Origin of the sequence: Natrinema versiforme (assembly GCF_005576615.1) — an archaeon.
Lineage (GTDB): Archaea > Halobacteriota > Halobacteria > Halobacteriales > Natrialbaceae > Natrinema > Natrinema versiforme_A.
Window position 1 is genome coordinate 1,149,743 of the sequence record NZ_CP040330.1, and the last position, 20,779, is coordinate 1,170,521.

Annotated in this window: 25 protein-coding genes; 7 read left to right on the forward strand and 18 right to left on the reverse strand. The window is 66.8% G+C overall.

What is annotated here, in order from left to right:
• Window positions 1–76: 76 nt before the first annotated feature.
• The 4 genes from FEJ81_RS05645 to FEJ81_RS05660 all read right to left on the reverse strand — a co-directional run bounded on the left by FEJ81_RS05645 (window position 77) and on the right by FEJ81_RS05660 (window position 3,747).
• Window positions 77–1,573, reverse strand: coding sequence for a phytoene desaturase family protein (locus FEJ81_RS05645; RefSeq protein ID WP_138244361.1), 1,497 nt, complete (start codon window positions 1,571–1,573; stop codon window positions 77–79).
• A 207-nt stretch (window positions 1,574–1,780) separates the two neighbouring features.
• Window positions 1,781–2,065, reverse strand: coding sequence for a translation initiation factor eIF-1A (locus tag FEJ81_RS05650; RefSeq protein ID WP_083902798.1), 285 nt, complete (start codon window positions 2,063–2,065; stop codon window positions 1,781–1,783).
• Between the two features lie 136 nt (window positions 2,066–2,201).
• A complete protein-coding gene (locus tag FEJ81_RS05655) occupies window positions 2,202–2,714 on the reverse strand; it encodes a YkgJ family cysteine cluster protein (protein ID WP_138244362.1) in 513 nt (170 codons plus the stop codon).
• A 271-nt stretch (window positions 2,715–2,985) separates the two neighbouring features.
• Window positions 2,986–3,747, reverse strand: a complete 762-nt coding sequence (locus FEJ81_RS05660; RefSeq protein WP_138244363.1) for a fumarylacetoacetate hydrolase family protein — start codon at window positions 3,745–3,747, stop codon at window positions 2,986–2,988.
• Window positions 3,748–3,921: 174 nt separating this feature from the next.
• Between FEJ81_RS05660 and FEJ81_RS05665 the strand changes: the two genes are divergently transcribed.
• Window positions 3,922–4,170, forward strand: coding sequence for a hypothetical protein (locus FEJ81_RS05665; RefSeq protein WP_138244364.1), 249 nt, complete (start codon window positions 3,922–3,924; stop codon window positions 4,168–4,170).
• A 52-nt stretch (window positions 4,171–4,222) separates the two neighbouring features.
• On the opposite strand, the gene FEJ81_RS05670 is transcribed toward FEJ81_RS05665, so the two are convergent.
• From FEJ81_RS05670 to FEJ81_RS05715, 10 genes are all read right to left on the reverse strand, one after another.
• The gene (locus tag FEJ81_RS05670; protein ID WP_138244365.1) at window positions 4,223–5,260 is read right to left on the reverse strand and encodes an amidohydrolase family protein; all 1,038 of its coding nucleotides are present in this window, start codon (window positions 5,258–5,260) and stop codon (window positions 4,223–4,225) included.
• A gap of 133 nt (window positions 5,261–5,393) precedes the next feature.
• Complete coding sequence (locus FEJ81_RS05675; RefSeq protein ID WP_138244366.1) at window positions 5,394–5,630, reverse strand: hypothetical protein; 237 nt, start codon at window positions 5,628–5,630, stop codon at window positions 5,394–5,396.
• 141 nt (window positions 5,631–5,771) lie between these two features.
• Entirely contained in the window at window positions 5,772–6,218 is a 447-nt protein-coding gene (locus FEJ81_RS05680; protein ID WP_138244367.1) for a hypothetical protein, read from the reverse strand.
• 26 nt (window positions 6,219–6,244) lie between these two features.
• On the reverse strand, window positions 6,245–7,048 hold the full coding sequence (locus FEJ81_RS05685) for an adenosylcobinamide amidohydrolase (protein ID WP_138244368.1): 804 nt from the start codon (window positions 7,046–7,048) through the stop codon (window positions 6,245–6,247).
• Window positions 7,048–8,103 carry a pyridoxal phosphate-dependent aminotransferase gene (locus FEJ81_RS05690; protein WP_138244369.1) on the reverse strand — a complete coding sequence of 352 codons (1,056 nt, stop codon included), beginning with the start codon at window positions 8,101–8,103 and terminating at the stop codon, window positions 7,048–7,050. The genes FEJ81_RS05685 and FEJ81_RS05690 overlap by 1 nt, the downstream gene beginning before the upstream one ends.
• Window positions 8,093–9,157 carry a nicotinate mononucleotide-dependent phosphoribosyltransferase CobT gene (gene cobT, locus FEJ81_RS05695; protein ID WP_138244370.1) on the reverse strand — a complete coding sequence of 355 codons (1,065 nt, stop codon included), beginning with the start codon at window positions 9,155–9,157 and terminating at the stop codon, window positions 8,093–8,095. The genes FEJ81_RS05690 and cobT overlap by 11 nt, the downstream gene beginning before the upstream one ends.
• 1 nt (window position 9,158) lies before the next feature.
• Window positions 9,159–9,752 (reverse strand): NTP transferase domain-containing protein, encoded by a 594-nt coding sequence (locus FEJ81_RS05700; protein WP_138246721.1) that lies wholly within the window; start codon window positions 9,750–9,752, stop codon window positions 9,159–9,161.
• Complete coding sequence (cobS, locus tag FEJ81_RS05705) at window positions 9,752–10,516, reverse strand: adenosylcobinamide-GDP ribazoletransferase (protein WP_138244371.1); 765 nt, start codon at window positions 10,514–10,516, stop codon at window positions 9,752–9,754. The genes FEJ81_RS05700 and cobS overlap by 1 nt, the downstream gene beginning before the upstream one ends.
• A complete protein-coding gene (gene cbiB / locus FEJ81_RS05710) occupies window positions 10,513–11,451 on the reverse strand; it encodes an adenosylcobinamide-phosphate synthase CbiB (RefSeq protein ID WP_138244372.1) in 939 nt (312 codons plus the stop codon). The genes cobS and cbiB overlap by 4 nt, the downstream gene beginning before the upstream one ends.
• Before the next feature lie 43 nt (window positions 11,452–11,494).
• Complete coding sequence (locus FEJ81_RS05715) at window positions 11,495–12,130, reverse strand: HAD family hydrolase (RefSeq protein ID WP_138244373.1); 636 nt, start codon at window positions 12,128–12,130, stop codon at window positions 11,495–11,497.
• 112 nt (window positions 12,131–12,242) lie between these two features.
• On the opposite strand from FEJ81_RS05715, the gene FEJ81_RS05720 reads away from it, so the two are divergent.
• Window positions 12,243–12,785 (forward strand): helix-turn-helix transcriptional regulator, encoded by a 543-nt coding sequence (locus tag FEJ81_RS05720; protein WP_138244374.1) that lies wholly within the window; start codon window positions 12,243–12,245, stop codon window positions 12,783–12,785.
• A gap of 142 nt (window positions 12,786–12,927) precedes the next feature.
• Here the strand turns inward: FEJ81_RS05720 and FEJ81_RS05725 are convergent, their stop codons facing one another.
• Together FEJ81_RS05725 and FEJ81_RS05730 are read right to left on the reverse strand one after the other, a co-directional pair.
• Window positions 12,928–13,539, reverse strand: a complete 612-nt coding sequence (locus FEJ81_RS05725; RefSeq protein ID WP_006431209.1) for a translation initiation factor IF-2 subunit beta — start codon at window positions 13,537–13,539, stop codon at window positions 12,928–12,930.
• Between the two features lie 116 nt (window positions 13,540–13,655).
• Entirely contained in the window at window positions 13,656–14,042 is a 387-nt protein-coding gene (locus FEJ81_RS05730; protein ID WP_138244375.1) for a DUF5789 family protein, read from the reverse strand.
• Window positions 14,043–14,243: 201 nt separating this feature from the next.
• On the opposite strand from FEJ81_RS05730, the gene FEJ81_RS05735 reads away from it, so the two are divergent.
• From FEJ81_RS05735 to FEJ81_RS05755, 5 genes are all read left to right on the forward strand, one after another.
• Complete coding sequence (locus FEJ81_RS05735; RefSeq protein WP_138244376.1) at window positions 14,244–14,441, forward strand: hypothetical protein; 198 nt, start codon at window positions 14,244–14,246, stop codon at window positions 14,439–14,441.
• A 249-nt stretch (window positions 14,442–14,690) separates the two neighbouring features.
• Complete coding sequence (locus FEJ81_RS05740; RefSeq protein WP_138244377.1) at window positions 14,691–15,593, forward strand: 5-oxoprolinase subunit B family protein; 903 nt, start codon at window positions 14,691–14,693, stop codon at window positions 15,591–15,593.
• A complete protein-coding gene (locus tag FEJ81_RS05745) occupies window positions 15,590–16,567 on the forward strand; it encodes a 5-oxoprolinase subunit C family protein (protein ID WP_138244378.1) in 978 nt (325 codons plus the stop codon). Before FEJ81_RS05740 ends, FEJ81_RS05745 begins: the two co-directional genes overlap by 4 nt.
• Before the next feature lie 80 nt (window positions 16,568–16,647).
• Window positions 16,648–16,890 (forward strand): acetyl-CoA carboxylase, encoded by a 243-nt coding sequence (locus FEJ81_RS05750; RefSeq protein ID WP_138244379.1) that lies wholly within the window; start codon window positions 16,648–16,650, stop codon window positions 16,888–16,890.
• Between the two features lie 203 nt (window positions 16,891–17,093).
• Window positions 17,094–17,855, forward strand: a complete 762-nt coding sequence (locus FEJ81_RS05755) for a LamB/YcsF family protein (RefSeq protein WP_138244380.1) — start codon at window positions 17,094–17,096, stop codon at window positions 17,853–17,855.
• A 54-nt stretch (window positions 17,856–17,909) separates the two neighbouring features.
• Here FEJ81_RS05755 and FEJ81_RS05760 read toward each other — a convergent pair whose 3' ends face one another.
• Complete coding sequence (locus FEJ81_RS05760; protein ID WP_138244381.1) at window positions 17,910–19,253, reverse strand: acetyl-CoA carboxylase biotin carboxylase subunit; 1,344 nt, start codon at window positions 19,251–19,253, stop codon at window positions 17,910–17,912.
• Between the two features lie 186 nt (window positions 19,254–19,439).
• On the reverse strand, window positions 19,440–20,774 hold the full coding sequence (locus FEJ81_RS05765) for an aspartate aminotransferase family protein (protein ID WP_138244382.1): 1,335 nt from the start codon (window positions 20,772–20,774) through the stop codon (window positions 19,440–19,442).
• Window positions 20,775–20,779: the final 5 nt, after the last annotated feature.

The following is a 20,779-nucleotide window of genomic DNA, read 5'->3' on the forward strand; positions in this document are numbered from 1 at the left end:
CTCGAGCGTACGGTGTGATCGTCTCGGTCGGCCGTTCGATCGATACCATCGACCCGATCGCCCCGTCGCGGTCCCGTCACGGCCGGGTCCCGTCGCCGTGGTCGGCGAGCACTTTCTCGGCGGTCAGTTCGCCGCTGATGAGACACATCGGGACGCCGATTCCGGGCGTGGTGTCGCCGCCCGCGAAGTAGAGGCCGTCGACCTCTTTCGATCGATGCGGCGGCCGGAAGAGGGAGGTCTGCCGGAGGGTGTGAGCCAGCCCCAGCGCCGTGCCGCCGTAGCTGTTGTACCGATCGGCAAAGTCCTCGACCGAGAACCGCTCCTCGAGGACGATCCGGTCCCGCAGGTCGGTGCCGGTGTTTGCGGCGATGTCGGCGAGGACTCGGTCGCGGTACTCGTCGCGGATTTCGGGCGTGTCCTCGAGGCCGGGCGCGATCGGGACGAGGACGAACAGGGCGCTGTGGCCGTCGGGCGCGACGTCGTCGTCGGTTTCGGAGGGGACACAGAGGTAGTAGGCGGGATCGTCGGGCCACTGGGGATCCTCGAAGATCTGGTCGAAGTGGCCGGTCCAGTCGGTCGGCAGGACGAGCGTGTGGTGGGCGAGTTCGTCGACGTCTCCCTCGACGCCCAGATAGAGCAGGAACGCGGAGGGCGCGTAGGTCCGCTCGTCCCAGTAGCCGGCGTCATAGCCGCGCCGTTCGGGAGTCAACAGTTCCTGTTCGGTGTGGGCGTAATCGGCGTTGCTCACGACCAGATCGGCCTGTACGGGCCCCGTTGCGGTTTCGATTTCGAACCCGCCCGTGCGGCCCTTGATCTCCGTCGCCGGGCGATCGGTGTCGTACTCGACGCCGAGTTCCCGGCCGAGGTCGGCGATACCGTCGATGACCGCGCCGATGCCGCCGTCGGGGTACCAGACGCCGAGGTTGAAATCGACGTGGCTCATCAGATTGTACAGCGCCGGCGTGTTCGTCGGCGAGCCGCCCAGAAACACCAGCGTGTACTGCATGATCTGCTGGAGTTTCGGATGGTCGAAGTAGCCCTCGACGTGGCCCTGCATCGACCCTAAAAGCGAGAGGCCCCGAGCCTGTCGGGCCACGTCGAGGTCCAGATAGTCCCGTAGACGCTCGCGGTCCTCGTAGACGAAGTGCTCCATGCCGACCTCGTAGTTCTCCCTCGACTTCTCGAGGTAGCGCTCTAAGGCGTCGCCCGCGCCGTCCTCGTACTCCTCGAAGACGGCTTTCGTGCGCTCTAAGTCCCGCGTGATGTCTACCTGATCCCCGTCTTTGAAGAAGATCCGATAATGGGGATCGAGATGCTCGAGATCGTAGTACTCGCTCGGGATTCGGCCGAAATCGGCGAAAAACCGCTCGAAGACATCGGGCATCAGATACCACGAGGGACCCATGTCGAACCGGAAGCCGTCCTTCTCGAGGCGGCTCGCCCGGCCGCCGACCTGTTCGTTCTTCTCGATGACGCGCACGTCGGCACCCGCGTCCGCGAGGTAACAGGCCGTCGAGAGCCCACCGATGCCGCCCCCGATCACGACGACCGACTCACCGGCCAGCGATTCCATGCTCGATTCTGAGCATGGGACTGGTGTTAAACGTATTTCACACCTATGTAGGGAATCGGACGGATCGTGTCGACTATCGAATGGCGGGTATCGTCTTTCGATCCACCGATTCGTTCACTGACGGACGGCTACGAGCGCCGGTGTGGCCGCTACTGACGAGTGGGCGATGCGGAGAAATCTAGTAGGAATCGAAACCGCTACCGGGGATCAATCGATGTGGCCTTCGCGACGCAGTTGATCTGCGTCCTGGCCAGTGTAGCGCCATTCGATGGTGGCCTTCTCGTCCTGCCAGTCCCAGGGTTCGGCGACGACGATGTCGTCTTGCTCGATCCAGGTACGGTATTTCATGCGACCCGGAATGCGGCCGAGTCGCTCCTCGCCGTCCTCACAGCGGAGGCGAACGTGGTTGCCACCGAGGTGTTCGGTTACGACGGCGAATACTTCATCGCTGTTGGGCATACGGAGGTTCCGTCGCCCGGAGTCTTCTGACACAGGTTTACTACGTGCGGTAGACCTTTAAATGGTTGGGGAGACGTGGTATCGCACCCCACGACGCTGTACGACTATGTGTCTCATCCTCGACGGAGTCGACCGGCGGTCGACCGGTTCGCGGACCACCAGCTCGACCCTATAGCTCGCGGTCCGAATCCGGGTTCTCGAGGTCCCAGAGCAATTCCGGCAGAAAGGCCTCGAGGTTGTCGATAACGCTCCGCTCGCTGACGTTCAATCCCTCGCAGTGCTCGTGGGCCGACTCTCGAATGTCGACGTGGAGGTCGCCGTCCTCGAGCCAGACCCCCAGCGGGAAGACCGAACACCGGGTCGGTTTCCAGTCCTCCTCGAGATGCAGCGAACAGAGGCCGTCCTCCCGGAGGAACGCACAGGCCGAGCCGTCCTCGGCGACGTGGTCCTTGCGGTCTTTTCCCTCGCGGGTGACGAACTTCTCGCCGCGGAACTCCGTCGTCGTGTCGGCGAGGTTCGCCCGCTGGGCCAACTCGAGCAGGTCCCGGTCGTAGAGGAGCACGCCGTGGTGACAACACCACGTGCAGTCGTCGACACACTCGAACGTGAGTTCGGGATCGAACTCGACGACGACCTCGCGGTCGGGATAGACTTCGACGCGTCGCGTGGCGTCAGCGCTCACGTGTCGTCGGTAGGTGGTCACCGTGAAGTGCCTTTCTACCCGTCTCCTCAAGTACTGGCGCTGTTCACGAGGCGGTCTCGACAACCATTTCGAAAGCCCCTGCCGCTCTCGAGTCGTGTCGCTCGCTGCGCCCTTCCCTCGCTCGCTCACACGTTCGCTCCCTCAGTCCAGTGCTTGCGTCGCGAACCCTCCTCGAGAGCGGCAGCCCCTTTCAGTCCCACCCGGCGGTGGCTCGGTCGGGATGCTGTTCTCCGTCCCAGTTCGGTCAGTTTTACGTGCGAACCGTGTCGGCTTCGAGCGGCAAATTCTCCCGCTCACTCGAGTCGACGACCGTGTTGCGGAGCGTGCCGACGCCCTCGTAGGTGATTTCGACGGTGTCACCGGGCTCGACGAGACCGGGGTTGGCGGGGCTGCCGAAGGAGATCACGTCGCCGGGGCGGAAGGTGAATCGGCGGGAGAGAAAGGAAATGATCTCGGCGGGATCGAACAGCATCAGTTCGGTGTTCGCTTCTTGGCGGCGCTCGCCGGCTACGTCGGTGTACATGTCGATGTCGGTCGGGTCGACGGCGGTTTCGATCCATGGACCGAGCGGGCCGGAGGCGTCGAACGCCTTGCGGGCCGTGCGGCCGCCCTGATCGAGCGCGTCCATATCGTTCAGGATCGTGTAGCCGCGGACGATTTCCGGCACCTCGGATTCCGAAACGTTTCGGCAGGGTTCGTCGATGACGGCTGCGAGTTCGCCGGCGTAGGTCACTTCGTCGCTGAAGCCGGGGTAGGGAACCGGGTCCTCGTGGCCGACGAGTGACGCGGGCGGTTTAATGAAGAAATCGGGTTCGTCGGGTCGTTCGTACTCCATCTGGTCGAGAGTCTCGGCGAAGTTGCGCCCGACGCAGTACAGCGCCGAGGGCTCGCAGGGCGGCAGCAAGTCCGCGTCCGATTCGACCTCGTAGACGCCGTCGTCCGTGTGCACGACGCCGCCCTCGTACCGTCCGGTGACCGGTCCGTCGTCCGTCGCGATCCGCGCGAGTTTCATTGTCGGCGGTCTCGGTTCCGGCGGATTAGTGGTACCGATTCGATCGCGACCCGATCCGGATCGAACGGCTCGCTCGAGGCGAGCGGTTTCGCTCCATCCAATCGACCGCCGGTCCGACGCACCCACGCACATGTCGGTCCAACGTATACCCCGCTGCTCGGCCAACGGGAAACCATGTGCGCCAACTTGACGGTCGACGACGAAGGGAAGCGAATCGTCAACACGAACGGGAGAGCGGTCGGCGTCGTCCGAGACGTCGACGCGGGCGTCGCGTACGTCGAACCCGGACCGGAGATGACGGACTCGATCAAATCGCGGCTGCGTCGGGACCGAGACGTCGCCGGCGGCACGGAAACCTACCAGCTCGACGAGGACTACATCGACGAGATCACCGGCGACGAGATCCGATTGCAGCGGTTCTAATCATTCTCGTCTCGGTGTGTGGCGATCGAATCGAACGTACGTCGCACGACGTTCACCCGGGCTGACCGTCTCGGAGGATTCGCTCTAGGTTCCGCGCTCGAATAGCCGTCCACGCCTCGATGTCGAGATCGAACCGCTCGAACATCGTCGTCTGCGGAACCATCTGCCCGGGAGCGAGGTAGTCCGTCCCCCAGACCAGTCGCTCGTAGTGGGTCTCGAGGAACGTCTGTCCGTACGCCGGATCGCGAGTGAGCGCGTTCCAGCCCGAGCCGGCCGAGAGGTCGCCGTAGACGTTGTCGTACGCCCCGAGCAGTTCGGGGACCCGTCCGCCGGGTTCGACCGAACCGTCGGGGTAGCGACCCCGGTCGGCGACCGTCACGTCCGCCGAGATGTGGGCCCACCAGAAGTGCGCGTGTGCGATGAAATCGACGCCGGGGTAGGACGCGAGCGCGTCTTCGAACCCCGGGAGGCCGACCTCGTCCAACAGCGCCTTGTTGTCCAGATGGCACAGGACGGGGAGGTCGTACTCGGCACAGCGTTCGTAGATCGTCTCGAGCCGTCGGTCGTCGATCGGCAGGCCCGGCTTGAGTTCGCCGAAGCCGCGAGCGCCGCGTTCGATATACCCCTCGAGCAGATTGCTGACGGTCTCCTCCCCGTAGACCACGGTCCGTGGATCGACCGAACAGAACGGGATCAAGCGGTCGGAAGCGGCCGCGACCTGCTCGAGAACCCACCAGCTCGGAGCCTGTACGGGGTAGCTCTCCGGCGAATCGAGCGCGTGGACGACGGCGCGATCGATCCCGTGCTCGTCCATCCAGGAGAGCAGTCCGTCGGCGGACAGCGGCTCCCTGCCGAGCGTCTCGTGGGGGATCAGATGCGTGTGCGCGTCGAACAGCGGACGTTCCGCGACGGGGGCGTCCCCGCCGGCGTCAGCCTGTGCGACTCGAGCGTCGCCGTCTCGAGTCTCGATCGCGCCTGCGTTCGATCCGAGCACGCCGGTGAGACCCGCAGTCCCCGCGACCGCGAGTACTCGCCGCCGCGTCGCGGTCTCGGGCGATCGGTCTCGGTCACCCGCTCGCGGACCAGTCATGCGTGTCGGTCCCACGGACCGACGCAAAACGCTACGGGGACCAGTATCGATTCCGCCCTACGAGGCCTCGGAACGGCGGTCACCTCGTTGCAGACTGAGACGATAGCGAGATGGCCGATGCTGATACGGCCGCTCAGTCCTCGAGCAGCAGGTACGTTCGGCCGCCGCGGTGCTCGAGCGAGACGGCGTCGGTGTCGACGTTCGAGCGCACGAACTCGTCGATCCCCGCCGCGTGCAGGTCGGAGACATCGATCCGTCGGCGCTCTCGCTGCGGTCGGTCGTCACGGTCGCCGGTCGATCGAGGCGCGTGTCGGTTGCTCCCCTCATCGCGGTCGCGTCGTTCGTCGGTCCCCTCGACTGCCAGTTGCATACCTCTCAGTTAGACTGATAGTACGTCAAACCGACCCGTCCGGAGTGAAAGTGAAAGTACGGGACGGAGTGGAGTCCCCGAGAAGCGCCGCCGATCGGCTCGACGCGGCCGATTGCAAGGAGTTGGGTCAGTCGCCCGCCGTTATCCGAGCGGTTTGAGTTCGACGCGATGTGGCCCGCCGTCGGTCTCGAGCGCGACCGAGTCGACGATCGCCTCGCGGGCCCGCGCTCGCCACTCCTCGACGGCCTCGACGTGGCGTTCGCGGACGCGGTCGGTCTCGTCCGGGTCGTCCGCATCCGCGTCGGCAAGCGCCGACTCGAGGTCGGGATAGTCCTCGACGATGTCGTCCGCGATGATCTCGGCCGGCGAGAGGTGGACCGCGCCGGTCAGTTCGGTGTCGTCGACGCGGTAGACGTGGATCCGGGCTCGCATCCGGCCGTGAAACGGCGGCGTTACTCGGAGGACGGCGTCGCCGGGGTTCTCTCGGCCGTAGACGAAGGCGTCGACGGCGTCGGCCGGCGACAGCGCGATCGAGCGAATCGCTGACGGGTCGTCGGGTTCGGCTGGCGAATCGTCGTCCTCGGCCATCGGTCGAGGGTTGGCGTCGCGGCGGGTTAACTGTCGGGTTCGGCGGAGCCGTCCTCGAGCGCCGGCCGAAACACGTCGGCGCGCTCGGCTGTCGAAACCCCGTAGGTCGCGTCGGCGACCGACGCCGGGAGTTCGGCGTCGGCGGCCGCGTAGTGGGCGCGAAGCGACGCCCGGACGGCGTCTCGCACACAGGCTCGCGTTGCCGCACCGACTTCGGTGCCGCTCCCCGAGAACGCCGCCTGCGATCCGTCCGGATCGTGGCCGACGACGACCGCGTCGGTGGTCGTGCCCGGAAACTCGGTTTCGGCGAGGAGCGTCGCCGCCTTCGCCTCCGCGGCGACCGCGATCAGGTTCGCCAGCGCTCCCGGCGCGAGCGCTCGCGTCGTCCCCACGACGACGTTGACCGTTCCTCGGCCCGGCTCGAGTTCGGACTCGCCGGCTTCGATCCCATCTCCGTCCGACTCTGCAGGAGCCGGTTCCACGGGGAGCGCGGCGGGGTTCGACATCCCGGCGGTCGCGTAGGCCGTCACGGGACCGCGGCGAGCGCCGCGCGCGTCGGCGACATCGACGCCGGTCAGCAGCGCCGGTCCGTCCGTCTCCGAAGCGGGCGTCTCGAACCCCGCTCGCTCGAGTCGGTCGTCGACGTAGGCCTCGAGATCCGTTCGGTCCCAGCCCTCGGGAACCGAGATGTTGTACGCGTGGTCCGCCACGCGGCGGCCGCCGTTCCAGCCGGTCGAGAGCCATTCCGCGTTCGGCCGGCGAATTCGGAGCACGCCGTCCCGTCGGACCGCATCGAACTCCGGGTCCCGATCGGTGTCCGCGTCGGTCATCACTCGGACCCGCGGTCGGTGTCCTCGCGGTCGCGAACGCCGAGCGCCGCGAGCAGCCGGTCGTTCGCCTCGCGGTCCTTGACCGCGACCCGGACGTGTGAGTCGAGCGCCCGGAAGGTCGTCGCGTCGCGGATCGCGACGCCGGCCGCTCGCGCGTCATCGATCACCGTCGCCACGTCGCGGTCGCCGACGTCACAGAGGAGATACGGGGCGTCCGATTCGTGGACGTCGAATCGTTCCGCGAGCGCATCGCGCATCCGCTTGCGCTCGAGCGCGACGCGAGCGCGCGTGTCGCGAACGAACTCCTCCCGTCGCAGACAGTGAGCACCGACCCGCGCCGCGGGCGTCCCGAGCGACCACGCGCGCCGCGCCGTCGCGAGCGCGTCCCGTCGCTCGCCGGCCGCGACGGCGAAGCCGGCCCGGAGCCCGGGCAGGCCGAACAGTTTGGTGAGCGAGCGCGCGACGACGACGTTCTCGCGCTCGAGTTCGGCCGCGGACGGGCGGTCGGTAAAGCCGAGAAACGCCTCGTCGACGAGCAGCGTCGTGTCGGCGTCGGCACACCGGGTCGCGAACGCCTCGAGCGCGTCCGGCTCGACCGCGTCGCCGGTCGGATTGTTCGGCGTGCAGACGACAGCGAGGGCACACGCCTCGAGCACGGCGGAACCCATTTCGAACAGATCGTCGTAGCGTACGAACCGCGGCTCGGCTCCCTGGAGCTCGACTTCGCGGGCGTACTCGCCGAAGCTCGGGTACGGAACGAGCGCCTCGTCGCCCGGCTCGAGCGCGGCTTCCATCGCGAGGCGAATCGCGGCGAGTCCGCCGGGCGTGGGGATCACCCGCGCCGGATCGCAGCCGACGAACTCGGCCGCTGCGGCCCGGTAGTCGGGGTAGTCGTCGTCGGGGTAACGCCGGGACTCCTCGAGTGCGGCCGTATACGCGTCCCCGACGCCGTCGGGGGTTCGGGGGTTGGTGTTGGCGGAGAAGTCCAGCAGGTCGCGGTCGGACTCGCCACCGTGGGGAACCCGCGTTCCGGTGTGGATCGAGTCAGGGTCCACGGTGGCCCTCCGGCGCGCCGTCGCCAGCGCTACGCTCGGCGTTCGGTTCGTCGTCGGCATCGTCCTCACCGCCGTCGATTCCGAGACGAGCACAGACCGCCTCGAGCCGGTCCCTGACTGCGTCCATCTCGCCGTCGGGGACGAGCGAGAGCGCGCCGCCCATGCCGACGCCCTCCTTTGCCTCGCCGGCGCAGTAGCGGGCCATCGCGACGTGCTCGCGCTCGTCGAAGCCGGGGTCGGTGACGGTGAGGTCGCAGTCGAACCGCTCGCAGGCCTCGGGGAGCCGCTCGCCCTGCTCGTCGGCCACGAACGAGGTGGTCGCGATCGACAGCGGCGCGTCGATCCCGGCGTGGCGCAGGGCGGCGGCGACGGCGACCATCTGGGTCCCGCCCGCGAGTGTCACGTCAGTCCCGGACTCGAGCGCGCCGGCCGCGATCCCGGCCACCGTCGGCTGGACGGGATCGCCGACGGCTTCGATCGCCTCGAGCGGTCGGCCCTCGCAGTCGCCCGGCTCGAGGCCGCTCGCGGCCAGCGCCTCGTCGACGACCCGCCGTTTGCGCTCAAGCGGGTTCGTCGGCAGCGACGAGGAGACGCCGGCGGATTCGCCGAGCGCGGTGAGGACGCCGAGGGCGGTCGTCGTCCCGCCGGGGACCGTCTCGCCGATCATGAGCCGGTCGTCCGGGAGGCTCGCCCCGTAGTCGTGGGCGCGGTCGAAGGCGGCGTTCGCGTCCGGCACGGCCGCTTCGTCGCGGATATCGGTGCCGGGGGTCCCGCCGAGGTCGACCGTCGGCGCGGCCGTCGACCGGGTGAGCCCCGCATCGATCACGGACACGTCGAAGTCGACGACCTCCCGCACTGCGCGGGTCACGGCTGCGGGCGTCGGACACCCGTTCGGGCTCACCGGCGTCACCGGCGACATGACCGGCTCCCCGTACTCGAGGATCTCGACGTCCGCGGAGGGCGTGTGTTCCATCAGTTCGGGAGCGGCCCCGGCGGCGCTGATGCCGTCGATCAGGGCCGTCTCGGTCGTTCCGGCGGGGAGGAGCAGCCGCATTTCAGCGGCCCTCCCCGTCCTCGTCTCGGTCCCGCAGCAGTCCGGCCGCGAGACGGGCGTCTTCCAGTCGGTTCACGTTCGTCGCCAGTCGCGAGTCGTAGTACACGTCGGTCATAGTCGTTGGGTCGTCTGTCGTGCCGACAACGTTGACCCCGGTCGGCGCGAGGTGGTCGGCGGTCTCGAGTCGCGTGTCGATACTGACCCCGAGTCGCCGCTTGAGAGCCACCGGGACACAGACGGTCCGCGAGGCGCTCTGATTGCCGTGGGCTACGAGTATTCGGTCGACGACGGGGCCCTCGAGCAGCGGCAGGTCCGCGGCGACGGTCAGCACCGGCGGCGAGATTCGGGGATCGTCGAGGACGCTCAGCAGATCGGTCACGTAGCCCTCGCCGGCCGTTTCGATCGTCGCGACGCCGTCGGTCGCCTCGAGATGTGATCGCGTCTCCGGCGCGTTCGGCGAAACGGCGGCGTAAACCGTCTCGATCGCGCTCTCTCGCAGGGCCGCCAGCACGCGATCGACCATGGCCGTCCCGGCGATCGTGTGCAGCGGCTTTTCGCGGGGGCTCTCGAGGCGGGTCCCCTCGCCGCCACACATCACAACAGCGTCCACGCGATCACCCCCAGATGGATGCCGGCGACGCGGCCGATCTCGTTCGCGGCACCGAAGATGTCCCCGTTGAGACCCCCGAGATACCGGTTCGCCCAGTACCACGGGAGGCCGATACCGGCGATCGCTCCGCAGAGTGCGATTGCGCCGGGATGGGGCCACACGAGCGTCGCCGCGGCAAGCACGACGACCATCGGGACGAAAAACGAGCCGCTGCTTGCTCCGTCGGTGAACTGTTTCCCCATGCCGTCGTACGCCGCCCGTCCGTAGCTGGCCATCAGCCCCATTCCGAATTTCGTCCCGATTTCGGCTCCGACCGCGACGCCGACCGCCGTTCCGACGGGGAGGCCGGCCAGTCCGAGCCCCCCGAGCGCCAGTCCAGCGACGGTGAGCGAGACCGCCAGCAGCGCGCCGACGCCGGTGGTCGTGTCCTTGAGCACCTCGCGGCGGCGCGCTACGTCACCGTGGACGACCAGCGCGTCGCCCAGATCCGCGACCCCGTCGAGGTGGTGAATTCCCGTGACGGCGTACACCGACAGCAGATATCCGAGCGCGACGGTCGGCGCTGCGAGCGTCTCGGCTGCGAGCAGCGGCACCGCCGCCAGCGCGCCCGCGACGAGGCCGACGATCGGAAACGCCGCCGGCGTCGTCCGAAAGGCCTCCCAGTCGCCGTCGCGGAACCCGACCGGCAGGCGCGTCAGGAAGCCAAGCGCGCCGCGGACGGCCCCGATCCAGCGCCCGATCGCGGTCACGGGGACACCACCCCGGCAACGGCGATCGCCAGCCCGATCGAACCAGCGATCGAGACGACGGCCGCTCGGCCGACCGCGGTGACGGCCCGCTCTCCCTCCGCCAGCGTCGGGAGGTCGGCGTCGGGATTGAGGACGTAGACGCCCGCCTTCTCGAGGCGGACCGAGAGCGCGCAGGCGAGCGTCGCCATCGGCCAGCCGGAGTTGGGCGACGGCGGCACCCGCGCCCACTGCCGGGCGCGAGCGAGCGCGAGCGGGTCGGCCGCGGCGACCGCGATCGAGACGGCGGCGATTCTGGCGGGCAGGTACATCACGAGGTCGTCCAGCCGCGCGCTCGCGGTGCCGATCGGTTTCGAGGGGTAGCCCAGCATCGAGTCGAGCGTGTTGACGCCCTTGACCCACGCGGCGACCGCCGCGGCGGCCGGCAGCGAGATCGGTGCGAGCACCGCGAACGGCAGCAGTGTCGCGATCAGCCCGTCTGCGAGGTTCTCGGCCGCGCTCTCGACGGCCGCGCTGCGAAGCTCGCCGGCCGAGAGCGTCGACGTGTCCCGGCCGACCAACCCGCGGACCCGCTCACGAGCGTGCTCGAGATCGGCTTCGTCTGCGGTCGCTCCGACGACGTCTTCGGTGAGCTCGAGCAACGAGCGCAGGCTGGTCGTCAGGAAGAGTACGAGCGCGGCGGCGATGCCGCCGCCCATCGGGTGGACGAGCCCCGCCGCGAGGACGACCCCGCCGGCGACGGCGGCCGGAACGAGCGGAGCGACGGCAGCGATCGCACCGCCGACCAGTCGCTGGCGGCGCTCGTCGTCGCTCCACGTCCGATCCACGGCCCCGACGAGGCGGCCGAACCACGCGACGGGATGGGCGGCGGTCGGCGGCTCGCCGAGCAGCAGATCGAGACTGAACGCGAGGCCGATGACCGAAAGCGTCGTCAGCACGTCGTCCTCGCCTCCATGCTATTCTCGGAATGGAGCCGCGCGGTCATGACTGCTGTCGTTCGCCGGTCGCCAGTCGCGCCGGCACGTCCGCGAGCGAGGCGTCCTCGAGTAGCAGCGCCGTGCCGCCGACGGCCTCGATACCCCCGTCGGCGTGCGGATCGTCGCCGACGTGGACGAGATCGGCGAGCGGAACGCCGAGTTCGTCGGCGGTCAGTTCGAAGATTTCCGGCGCGGGTTTGCGCCAGCCGCAGCCGACGCTCGTGACAATCGCGTCGAAATCGTCGCGCTCGAAGGCCGACCTGACGAGGGTGCGACCGACGAGTTCCGGGACGCTGCAGTTCGAACAGATTGCAACTGGTCCCTGCTCTCGAGCGGCGGCGACCGCCTCGAGCGCGCCGTCTCTGGTCTCGACGGCCGGATCGAACGCCGCCACGACCGCCCGTCTGGCCGCGTTTCGGTCGTAGTCGACGCCGCGGCTCGCGAGGGCGCGGGAGACGTGAGCCGGAAGCGGCACTTCCGCGCCGTCGGGCGCGTCGACGTGGGGCTCGGCGTAGGCCGCGGCCCAGTCGTCCGGCACCGTGACGTCTCGCTTTGCGAGTTCGGCCGCGACGGCTGCAGCCGGGTCGTCCGGGCGGTCGGCGGTCACCAGCGTCCCGAAGAGATCGAACGATACTCCCACGACAGTGTGACTAGCACAAATCTACTTTAATTTCGCGGTCTCACGGTGGCGGGGTTGTTTGGACGGTTTTGTGCATACCCCTTTTCGGACACGGTCGCCAGCCACGAGTACGATGATTCGACGACACGCGCCGATCGGTTCCCGACACGTGACCGCCGTCGGACGGGCGATTCGAGCCTGCGCCGACGCGGTCGGCTCCGCGAGTGCGATTCGACGCGACGAGAGTACTGCGAACCGATCTAGGCAGCGACGCGAGGCGTGGGCGGGGCGGCTCGAGGACACGAGCCGAACCGCAACCGGCGAGGCGCCAGGCGAGGATTCGGACGCGGGAGCGGCTGACGGTGGACCGACGGACGACGAATCGGACGGCGGGTCGTCGATCGCGAACGGGGCCGTCGATCCGGACGACGGACCCACGAGCAGGGCCGAGATCCTCGAGTACGGCCTCACGCCCGCAGAGTACGTCCGCGCGGTGCTCGTCGAACACGGCGGCCGGATCAAACAGCAGCGCTTCATCGACCGCTACGGCTGGTCGCGTGCGACGCTCAGCCGGCTGCTCTCCGATCTCGAGGGGCGCGACGTCGTCGAACGCTACCGGATCGGTCGCGAGAAAATCGTCTGTCTCCCGGCCGCGGTACCCGACTCGGTGTGCTGACGTGTTCGTCGCGGCACGCTCGAGTCGCCGTCGAAAATAAAACGAATCGAACCGCGGATCTCAGACGGTCTCCTGTACGTCATTGCCGGCGCAACCCCAGAGCGATCGGGGTTGTGCCGGGAAATCGGTACAGCAACCCGTCTCAGTCGAGGCGGGCGAACGCGAGATTGCCCGAGATGTTCTTGATGTAGATGTCGACGACGTCGCCCTCGTCCGCACCGGGGACGAAGATCGTGTAACTGCCCTTCTCCGCGACACCGTCGCCCTTGCGGCCGGTGCCGGTGATTTCGACCGTGTAGGTCTGGCCCTCTTCGACGGCGTCTTGCTGTTGTTGCTGCTGGCTGCTGGTCGAGCGCTTGGTGACGGGGCGGAACGCACCGCAGGCATCACAGCGCAACATTGGGGTGCGGTCCTCGCGGACGAGACGGGTGTCCGGCAGGCCACACTCCGAACAGAGGACGTACTCGTCGACGTAGGCGTCGATCGCCGCGTCGAGGTCCGTCTGCGAGAAGGTCCCGTTGTACCGGCCGCGGCCGTTCTCGAGCTTGCCGCTGGTCCCCAGTTCGCGCTGGATGAACCGGTGGAGGTGCTCGGTGTCCCGGGAGAGCACGTCGGCGATCTCGTCGAGGTTGGTTACTCGCGTGAACGCGCCGTCTTTCTGTGGCTCCGGGTCGGGAATCTGTAGCCGCTGTTCGTCGCCCCCGATATCGGGGACATCCTCCATCGCTCGGTCGAGACTCGATTCGTAATCCATACGCGAGAACAGGTGACGCGAACGTAAATCCGTTCTGCTATCACGATCCGCCCGACGGCGTGCCGAACGGAACGGATACGAGCGCCGTCGGCGTGCAGTGGGCGGCGGCCGTCGGCTCAGTACGTGCCGCCGCCGCTCTCGCTGAGCGAGCCCTGGGTCTCGTCGTCCAGTTCGTCGAGGTCGCGTTCGGCGTTGGCCTCGTTGGGACTGCCGGCCTCGCCGGTGATCTCGCCGTAGACGGCCTCGCGGACCTCTTCGGGCGAATCGTACTGCTCGCCCGCCAGCCGGTCGAAAACGCTCCCCAGCGACTCCGTCTCGTTGGGCATGTCGATCGGCTCGTTGCCGTACTCCGAGGCGATCTCCTCGCTGGTGATCGGATACTCCATCTCGCCGAGGTGGCGCTCGACATCCTCGAGGATGGACTCGGTGTGGTCGGCCCGCTCCGCCTTGCGTTGTTCGGCACGATCCTGGACGCGGTCGCGGCTCGGTCCGTCGTCGCTCATAGCCGGAGCTATCACCAGCCGTCGGAAAAGCGGCCGGCCGGCGCTCGCGTGGCTCGCCCGATCAGTCCGGCCCATCCGCTCGCTCGGACCTCCGCTCCTGGACACCAGCCGGTGTTGTTACGCCCGTAGCAACGAGCGTGCTATCACTCGCATCCTCACAGCGGCTATTTGTGCCCGCTTTGACGACGAGATACTGCGACGATGGACGAATCCGATGCCAATCGACGAACGATCGCCGCCTGCGAGCAGTGTGGCGCACTCTACGCGGCACTCGAGTTGTCCGACGACAAGCTTCGCCCGATCGGCCGCCGAGACGGCTGTCGCTGTGGCAGTACGGCGTTCTCCGCCGTCGACGGCTCTCTTTCCGAATTGTCTCTCGAGGACGACTCGGACGAGTAACCCTCCTCGCGGGGCAGTCGATCGCGTTCGCACTAGCTGCTGGAATCCGATCTCGATCCTTCTCTACGGTTCTGCCGAACGGGACGACGGCGCTGCGTAGCGCTCTCGAGAACACGCGCGACGCCGTCGTGATATCGCACTTCGTTCTCCATCTCGAACCCTAGTCGGATTTGGTTCAGGATACTGTGGTAATATTGATCAGGCACCAATATCTATTCATAGTTGAACTCTGAATTGTCATCACAAGGCATGGCCACCGAACGGATCACACCCGTCGACCTTCCCGAACCGCGCTACGAGTACGGGGCGGACGATCACGTGTTCGTCGAACTCGCGGAGGAGATGAGCTTCACTGCCAATTTCAAGGCGATGGCGATCACCCAGCAGGTCGCCGAGCGAGACATCGACGGCGTCGTCGAAAACTGCCCGGCCAACGCGTCCTACATGCTCCGTATCGATCCGGAGATCATCCACCCGGACGACCTGATCGCGGAGCTCAAAGAGATCGAGTCCGAGATCGACCTCGAGAACTACGAGTGGGAGACGCGTATCATCGACGTGCCGGTCCTGTTCGAGGATCCGTGGACCCACGAGACGCTCATGGAGTTCCGGGAACGCCATCAAGACCCCGACGGGACGGACCTCGAGTACTCGGCGGAACTCAACGGCTTCGACGGCGTCGAATCCTTTATCGACGCCTTCGTCGGCGCGCCCCATCTGGTCACGATGGTCGGGTTCGTGCCGGGGCTGCCGTGGTGTTTCCAGATGGTCCCGCGGAACCAGCAGTTGGAGGTTCCCAAATACGTCGAGCCACGGACCGACACGCCGAGCCGCGCGGTCGGTTTCGGCGGCGCGTTCTCGGTCATCTATCCGGTACAGGGGGCCGGCGGCTACCAGCTGTACGGGCGGACTCCGATCGAAGTGCTCGACACCGAGCAGACGCTGCCCGACTTCCGCGATTCGATGGTGTTCCCGAACCCCGGTGACATCCTGAACTACAGACGGATCGATCGCGAGGAGTACGACGCGATCCGCGAGGAGGTCAAAGCGGGCACCTACGAGTACAATTACGGCGAAGTCCGGTTCTCACCGGAGGAGTTCTTCGAGTCACCGGCCGAGTACAACGAGCGGCTCATGGAGGTGGTCGAATGATCGAAATCGAGGCGGGCGGTATCGCGAGTACGGTCCAAGACCTCGGTCGCACCGGCCACTACCACATCGGCATGCCGCCGTCGGGTGCGATGGACCGCTACGCCCACACGGTCGCAAACTATCTCGTCGGGAACGACACCGACGCGGCGACCGTCGAAATGACGTATCAGGGCATCACCGCGACGTTCCGAGACGACGCCGTGATCGCGATCACCGGTGCCGACATGTCCCCCAGCCTCAACGGCGACCCGATCGACACGTGGGAGACCGTCGCCGTCGACGCCGGCGACGAACTCGAGTTGGCGTTCGCGACCGAGGGGGCGCGAGCCTACCTCGCGGTGGCCGGCGGCATCGACGTTCCCGAGGTGATGGACAGCCGCTCGACGTACACCCTCGTCGGGATCGGCGGTCACGAAGGCCGCGGTCTCGAGGAGGGCGACCGGCTCCCGATCGGGGATGCACCGGCCGAGCGGCGCGAACTGGTCGGCACGCGGATCGACGACGAGGACGTGCCCGACTACGCGAACGAGGACACCGTTCGGATCGTCCTCGGACTGACGAGCTACCGGCTCACCGAGGAGGCCAAGGAGACGCTCTGTGAGTCCGAGTGGACAGTCTCGTCGGAAGCGGACCGCGTCGGCTACCGGCTCGAGGGGCCGGACCTCGAGTTCGAGGAGCGCGAGCAACCCTTCGGCGCGGGAACCGATCCGTCGAACGTCGTGGACCTCGGCTATCCCATCGGGTCGATTCAGGTGCCCCAGCAGCCGATCGTCCTCATGCAGGACGCGGTCACGGGCGGCGGCTACGCGACCGTCGGGACCGTGATCAGCGCCGACCGCGGGCTGCTCGCACAGCGCCAGACCCACAAGTCGGTCTCTTTCGAGTCAGTCGACGTCGACGAGGCGATCGACGCGCGCAGAGACCAGAACGCGCGCCTCGAGGCGATCCGAGCGGACATCGAGGGTGAGAATTAGAGTCAACGATACGCTAACAGACAGAACAGTAACCAAAACAAAGAATAGATTCGGGATTAAATCCGATACATCCACAACATATGACAGAGAAAACCACGATCAAGTCACCGATGCCGGGCATCTTCTACCGACAACCCGATCCTGACGACCCGCCGTTCGCCGAACCGGGAGACACCGTCGAAGCGGGCGACACGATCGGCCTCGTCGAAGTGATGAAGAACTTCCACGACATCGAGGCCGACAGTTCGGGGACGATCAGCGAGTTCCTCGTCGAGAACGAGGCCGAAGTCGAAGCCGATCAGGCGATCGTCGAACTCGAATAACGGCGTCGAAGCGACCCGCCGGATCGGCGAGTTCCGTCCGCTGTCGGCCGATCGCGATTCGACTGTAATCGAGACAGGTTTCCTGGTATGCAACCGGATAGGAGCTAGTCTCTGCGTCCTTCGTGAGACGACATTTGACGTTTCCGGGGACTGTTGGACGAACCGACGTAAGCTATATGCTGGATTGTGCTAGACTCTCACCCATGGCGGCGATCGACATCAACTGCGATATGGGCGAGAGCTTCGGCAACTGGACGATGGGCCACGACGAGGCGGTCATGCCCTACATCACGTCCGCGAACGTCGCCGGCGGGTATCACGCCGGCGATCCGCACGTAATGCGGGAAACGGTCGAGTTGGCGGCCGAACACGACGTCGGCATCGGTGTCCATCCCGGTCTGCCGGATCGGACCGGCTTCGGGCGGCGCAAGATCGACGCCACGCCGGAAGAAGTGCGCGACTACGTCGTCTACCAACTCGGCGCGCTCACGGCGTTCGCTCGCCGCCACGGCGCGACCGTCCAGCACGTCAAGCCCCACGGGGCGATGTATTCGATGCTCTCGGAAAGCCCGGAGCACGCCCGCGCGGTCATGAACGGCATGCTCGAGGTCGACGACGATCTCATCTACCTCGCGACCGATATGAACATCTACGAGGTCGCACGGGACATCGACGGGCTTCGGGCGGTGTTCGAAGGCTACGTCGATCTGGATTACCGGGCCGACCGCTCCCTGATCGTCGAACAGGAACTCGCCGACCGCGATCCCGAACTCGTCGCCGAACGGTTCGTCTCGATCGCCACCGACGGCGTCGTGGAGGCGGCAAACGGCGAGGAGATCTCGATCCCCGCCGAGAGCATCTGTATCCACGGGGACAACCCCAATGCCGTCGCGATCCTCGAGGCGATCCACGACCGGGTCGAGGAACACGACATCGAACTCGCACCGCTGTCGCAAATCGCCTGATCGAGGTGTTGAAACACCGATCTCGAAACGAACTCCCCTGCCGCCCGTTGATCCTCACTCGTCGAGCAGTTCTCGTTCCACGTACTTCGTCGTGTGTTCGTTCGAAATGAACCCGTCGTCCTCGAGGAGCCGCCGGTGGAACGGGATCGTCGTCGGGACGCCCTCGATCGTCGTCTCGTCGAGCGTGCGTTTACTGCGGGCGAGCACCTCGTCTCTGTCCTGTCCGGTGACGATCAGTTTCGCGAACATCGAGTCGTAAAACGGGGCGATCGAGTCGCCCTCGTCGACGCCGTCGTCGACGCGAACGCCGATGCCCCGCGGCGGTTCGTACGTCGACAGCGTCCCCGGCAACGGCGTGAAATCGTTGTCGGGGTCCTCCGCGTTGATGCGGAACTCCATGGCGGCCCCGCGCGGGTCGACCTCGTCTTGGGAGAACGAGAGTTCCTCGCCGGCGGCGACCCGGAGCTGCCACGTGACCAGATCGATCCCGGTGAGTTCCTCGGTCACCGCGTGTTCGACCTGAATCCGCGCGTTGACTTCGATGAAGTAGAACTCGCCGCCCTCGTAGAGGAACTCGACGGTGCCGGCGTTGACGTAGTCGGCCGCCGCTGCCCCGCGGCAGGCGGCCTCCCAGAGTTCGGCGCGCGTGTCGTCGTCTAGCACCGGTGAGGGCGACTCCTCGAGGAGTTTCTGCTGGCGTCGCTGAATGCTGCAGTCGCGTTCGCCGAGGTGGCGCACGTTTCCGTGTTCGTCGCCGATGATCTGGACTTCGATGTGACGCGGGCTCTCGAGGAACTTCTCGAGGTAGACGTTCGGGTTGTCGAAGTACGCGTCGCCCTCGCGAATCGCTTCCTGGAGCTTCGAGTCGATCTGGGACGGTTCGTGGACGATCTTAAGCCCGCGGCCGCCGCCGCCGCCGTCGGCTTTGATCGCGACGGGATAGCCGTGTTCCTCGGCGAACGCCTCGACTTCGTCGGCGGACGTGACCGGATCGGTCGTTCCGGGCACGATGGGGACGTCCGCCGATTCCATGATCTTTCGGGCTTTCGTCTTCTCGCCGAAATCGGCCATCACGTCGCTCGGCGGGCCGATCCACGCGAACTCGCTTTCCTCGACGTTCGCGGCGAACGATTCGTTCTCGGCGAGGAACCCGTACCCCGGGTGAATCGCGTCGGCGTCGGCCGCCCGCGCCGCCTCGAGCAGCGCGTCCTGATTGAGATAGCTATCTTTCGCCTTCGAGCCGCCGATGTGGTAGGCCTCGTCGGCCATGCGGACGTGTTTGGCGTCCTCGTCGGCGTCGCTGTAGACGGCTATCGCGTCGATATCCAGGTCCGTACACGCCTGAATGATTCGAACGGCGATCTCTTCTCGGTTCGCGATCAGCACTCTTTCGAACACAGTGTCGTGATATGACTTCTATTTCCAGATAAAGCTAACTTACAATCGTGTATTGGACAGCGTCCAACAGAAGCTGATTGTCCCGACTATCGACCTGTTCCGCCGAGAGCGAGGACCTGCCGTGAGTGCGGGAGGAACCGCGGTCGATCCGCACTCGGGCCGGTCCCGTTCGGCGCGGCTGCGGACTCAGGCGACCGTCTCGAGGGCCGCCTCCAGTTCGTCGACGGCGTACTGGAGCTGGTCGCGGGAGATGGTCAGCGGCGGCTGGAAGCGCATGACGTTCTTGTAGTAGCCGCCGACGCCCATCACGACGTTCGACTCCTCGCGGAGGGACTCGCTCACCGCGGACGCGAGGTCGCTGTCCGGTTTCGGCGCGACGTTCTGTGGCCCGGTCTCGCTCGGATCGACGAGTTCGACGCCGCGCATGAGCCCGAGGCCGCGGGTCTGCCCGACGACGTCGTACTCGTCCTCGAGGGTCTGGAGTTCGGACTCGAGCCACGCGCCCTGCTCGCTGGCGTTGTCGACGATCCCGTCCTGTAGTTCGTCGATCGTCGCGAGCGCGGCGGCACAAGCGACGGGGTTCCCGCCGAACGTCGAGAGGTGGTCGCCGGACTCGAAGGCGTCCGCGATCTCCGCGGAGGCGGTGAAGGCACCCAGCGGCAACCCGTTCGCGATGCCTTTCGCCTGCGTGAGGATGTCGGGTTCGACATCGAAGTGGCTGCTCGCGAACAGCTCCCCGGTCCGACCGTAGCCGGTCTGGACCTCGTCGGCGATGAGCAGTGCGCCGTGGTCGTGGGCGATCTCCTGGACCCGCTCGAGCCACCCCGCCGGCGGCACGATGATTCCGGCCTCGCCCATGACGGGTTCGACGACGACCGCCGCGAGGTCCCCGCTCGTGTGCGAGCCGATGATCCGCTCGAGTTCCTCGGCGCAGTCGGCATCGCACTGGTCGCCGTCACAGCGCGGACAGCGGTAGCCGTACGGCGGCGCGGTGTGGGCAACGTCGTTGAGCGTCGGGGCCATGCCCTGCTTGTAGGCCTTGTTCCCCGTCAGCGCCAGACTGCCGAGGGTACGGCCGTGAAAGCCCATCTCGAGGGCGATGACTTCCTTCGAGCCGGTGTACTTCCGCGCGAGTTTGACCGCGCCCTCCACGGCCTCGGTCCCGGAATTACAGAAGAAGCTCTTCTGCAGGTCGCCCGGCGTCACGTCGGCGATCCGTTCGGCGAGGTCGGCGACCGGTTCGTTGGGGTGGACGTACGAACAGCCGTGGACGAACTCGTCGAGTTGGTCTTTCGCGGCGTCGACGACGGCGTCGTTGTCGTGGCCGACGTTGACCACCGAAATCCCGGAGAAGACATCGAGGTACTCGTTGCCCTCGAAGTCCTCGAGCGTACAGCCCGAGGCCCGTTTGATCGGCACGTCGAGCGATTTCCAGATGGGCATCACGTGGTCGTCGTACGCCGACAGGACGGCCGCGTTCGACTCCCGGCCGGCGGACGAATCAGTTTGTTGTCCAGCCATTGCCT

Excerpts from the sequence above, each read along its gene's own strand:
- FEJ81_RS05700 (WP_138246721.1), bottom strand. The coding sequence starts at position 9,752 with ATGTGTGGCGGCGAGGGGACCCGCCTCGAGAGCCCCCGCGAAAAGCCG.
- FEJ81_RS05680 (WP_138244367.1), bottom strand. The coding sequence starts at position 6,218 with ATGGCCGAGGACGACGATTCGCCAGCCGAACCCGACGACCCGTCAGCG.
- FEJ81_RS05660 (WP_138244363.1), bottom strand. The coding sequence starts at position 3,747 with ATGAAACTCGCGCGGATCGCGACGGACGACGGACCGGTCACCGGACGG.
- FEJ81_RS05685 (WP_138244368.1), bottom strand. The coding sequence starts at position 7,048 with ATGACCGACGCGGACACCGATCGGGACCCGGAGTTCGATGCGGTCCGA.
- FEJ81_RS05725 (WP_006431209.1), bottom strand. The coding sequence starts at position 13,539 with ATGGATTACGAATCGAGTCTCGACCGAGCGATGGAGGATGTCCCCGAT.
- FEJ81_RS05675 (WP_138244366.1), bottom strand. The coding sequence starts at position 5,630 with ATGCAACTGGCAGTCGAGGGGACCGACGAACGACGCGACCGCGATGAG.
- FEJ81_RS05730 (WP_138244375.1), bottom strand. The coding sequence starts at position 14,042 with ATGAGCGACGACGGACCGAGCCGCGACCGCGTCCAGGATCGTGCCGAA.
- FEJ81_RS05720 (WP_138244374.1), top strand. The coding sequence starts at position 12,243 with ATGATTCGACGACACGCGCCGATCGGTTCCCGACACGTGACCGCCGTC.
- FEJ81_RS05745 (WP_138244378.1), top strand. The coding sequence starts at position 15,590 with ATGATCGAAATCGAGGCGGGCGGTATCGCGAGTACGGTCCAAGACCTC.
- FEJ81_RS05765 (WP_138244382.1), bottom strand. The coding sequence starts at position 20,774 with ATGGCTGGACAACAAACTGATTCGTCCGCCGGCCGGGAGTCGAACGCG.
- FEJ81_RS05735 (WP_138244376.1), top strand. The coding sequence starts at position 14,244 with ATGGACGAATCCGATGCCAATCGACGAACGATCGCCGCCTGCGAGCAG.
- FEJ81_RS05750 (WP_138244379.1), top strand. The coding sequence starts at position 16,648 with ATGACAGAGAAAACCACGATCAAGTCACCGATGCCGGGCATCTTCTAC.
- FEJ81_RS05645 (WP_138244361.1), bottom strand. The coding sequence starts at position 1,573 with ATGGAATCGCTGGCCGGTGAGTCGGTCGTCGTGATCGGGGGCGGCATC.
- FEJ81_RS05740 (WP_138244377.1), top strand. The coding sequence starts at position 14,691 with ATGGCCACCGAACGGATCACACCCGTCGACCTTCCCGAACCGCGCTAC.
- cobT (WP_138244370.1), bottom strand. The coding sequence starts at position 9,157 with ATGCGGCTGCTCCTCCCCGCCGGAACGACCGAGACGGCCCTGATCGAC.
- FEJ81_RS05670 (WP_138244365.1), bottom strand. The coding sequence starts at position 5,260 with ATGACTGGTCCGCGAGCGGGTGACCGAGACCGATCGCCCGAGACCGCG.
- FEJ81_RS05665 (WP_138244364.1), top strand. The coding sequence starts at position 3,922 with ATGTGCGCCAACTTGACGGTCGACGACGAAGGGAAGCGAATCGTCAAC.
- FEJ81_RS05755 (WP_138244380.1), top strand. The coding sequence starts at position 17,094 with ATGGCGGCGATCGACATCAACTGCGATATGGGCGAGAGCTTCGGCAAC.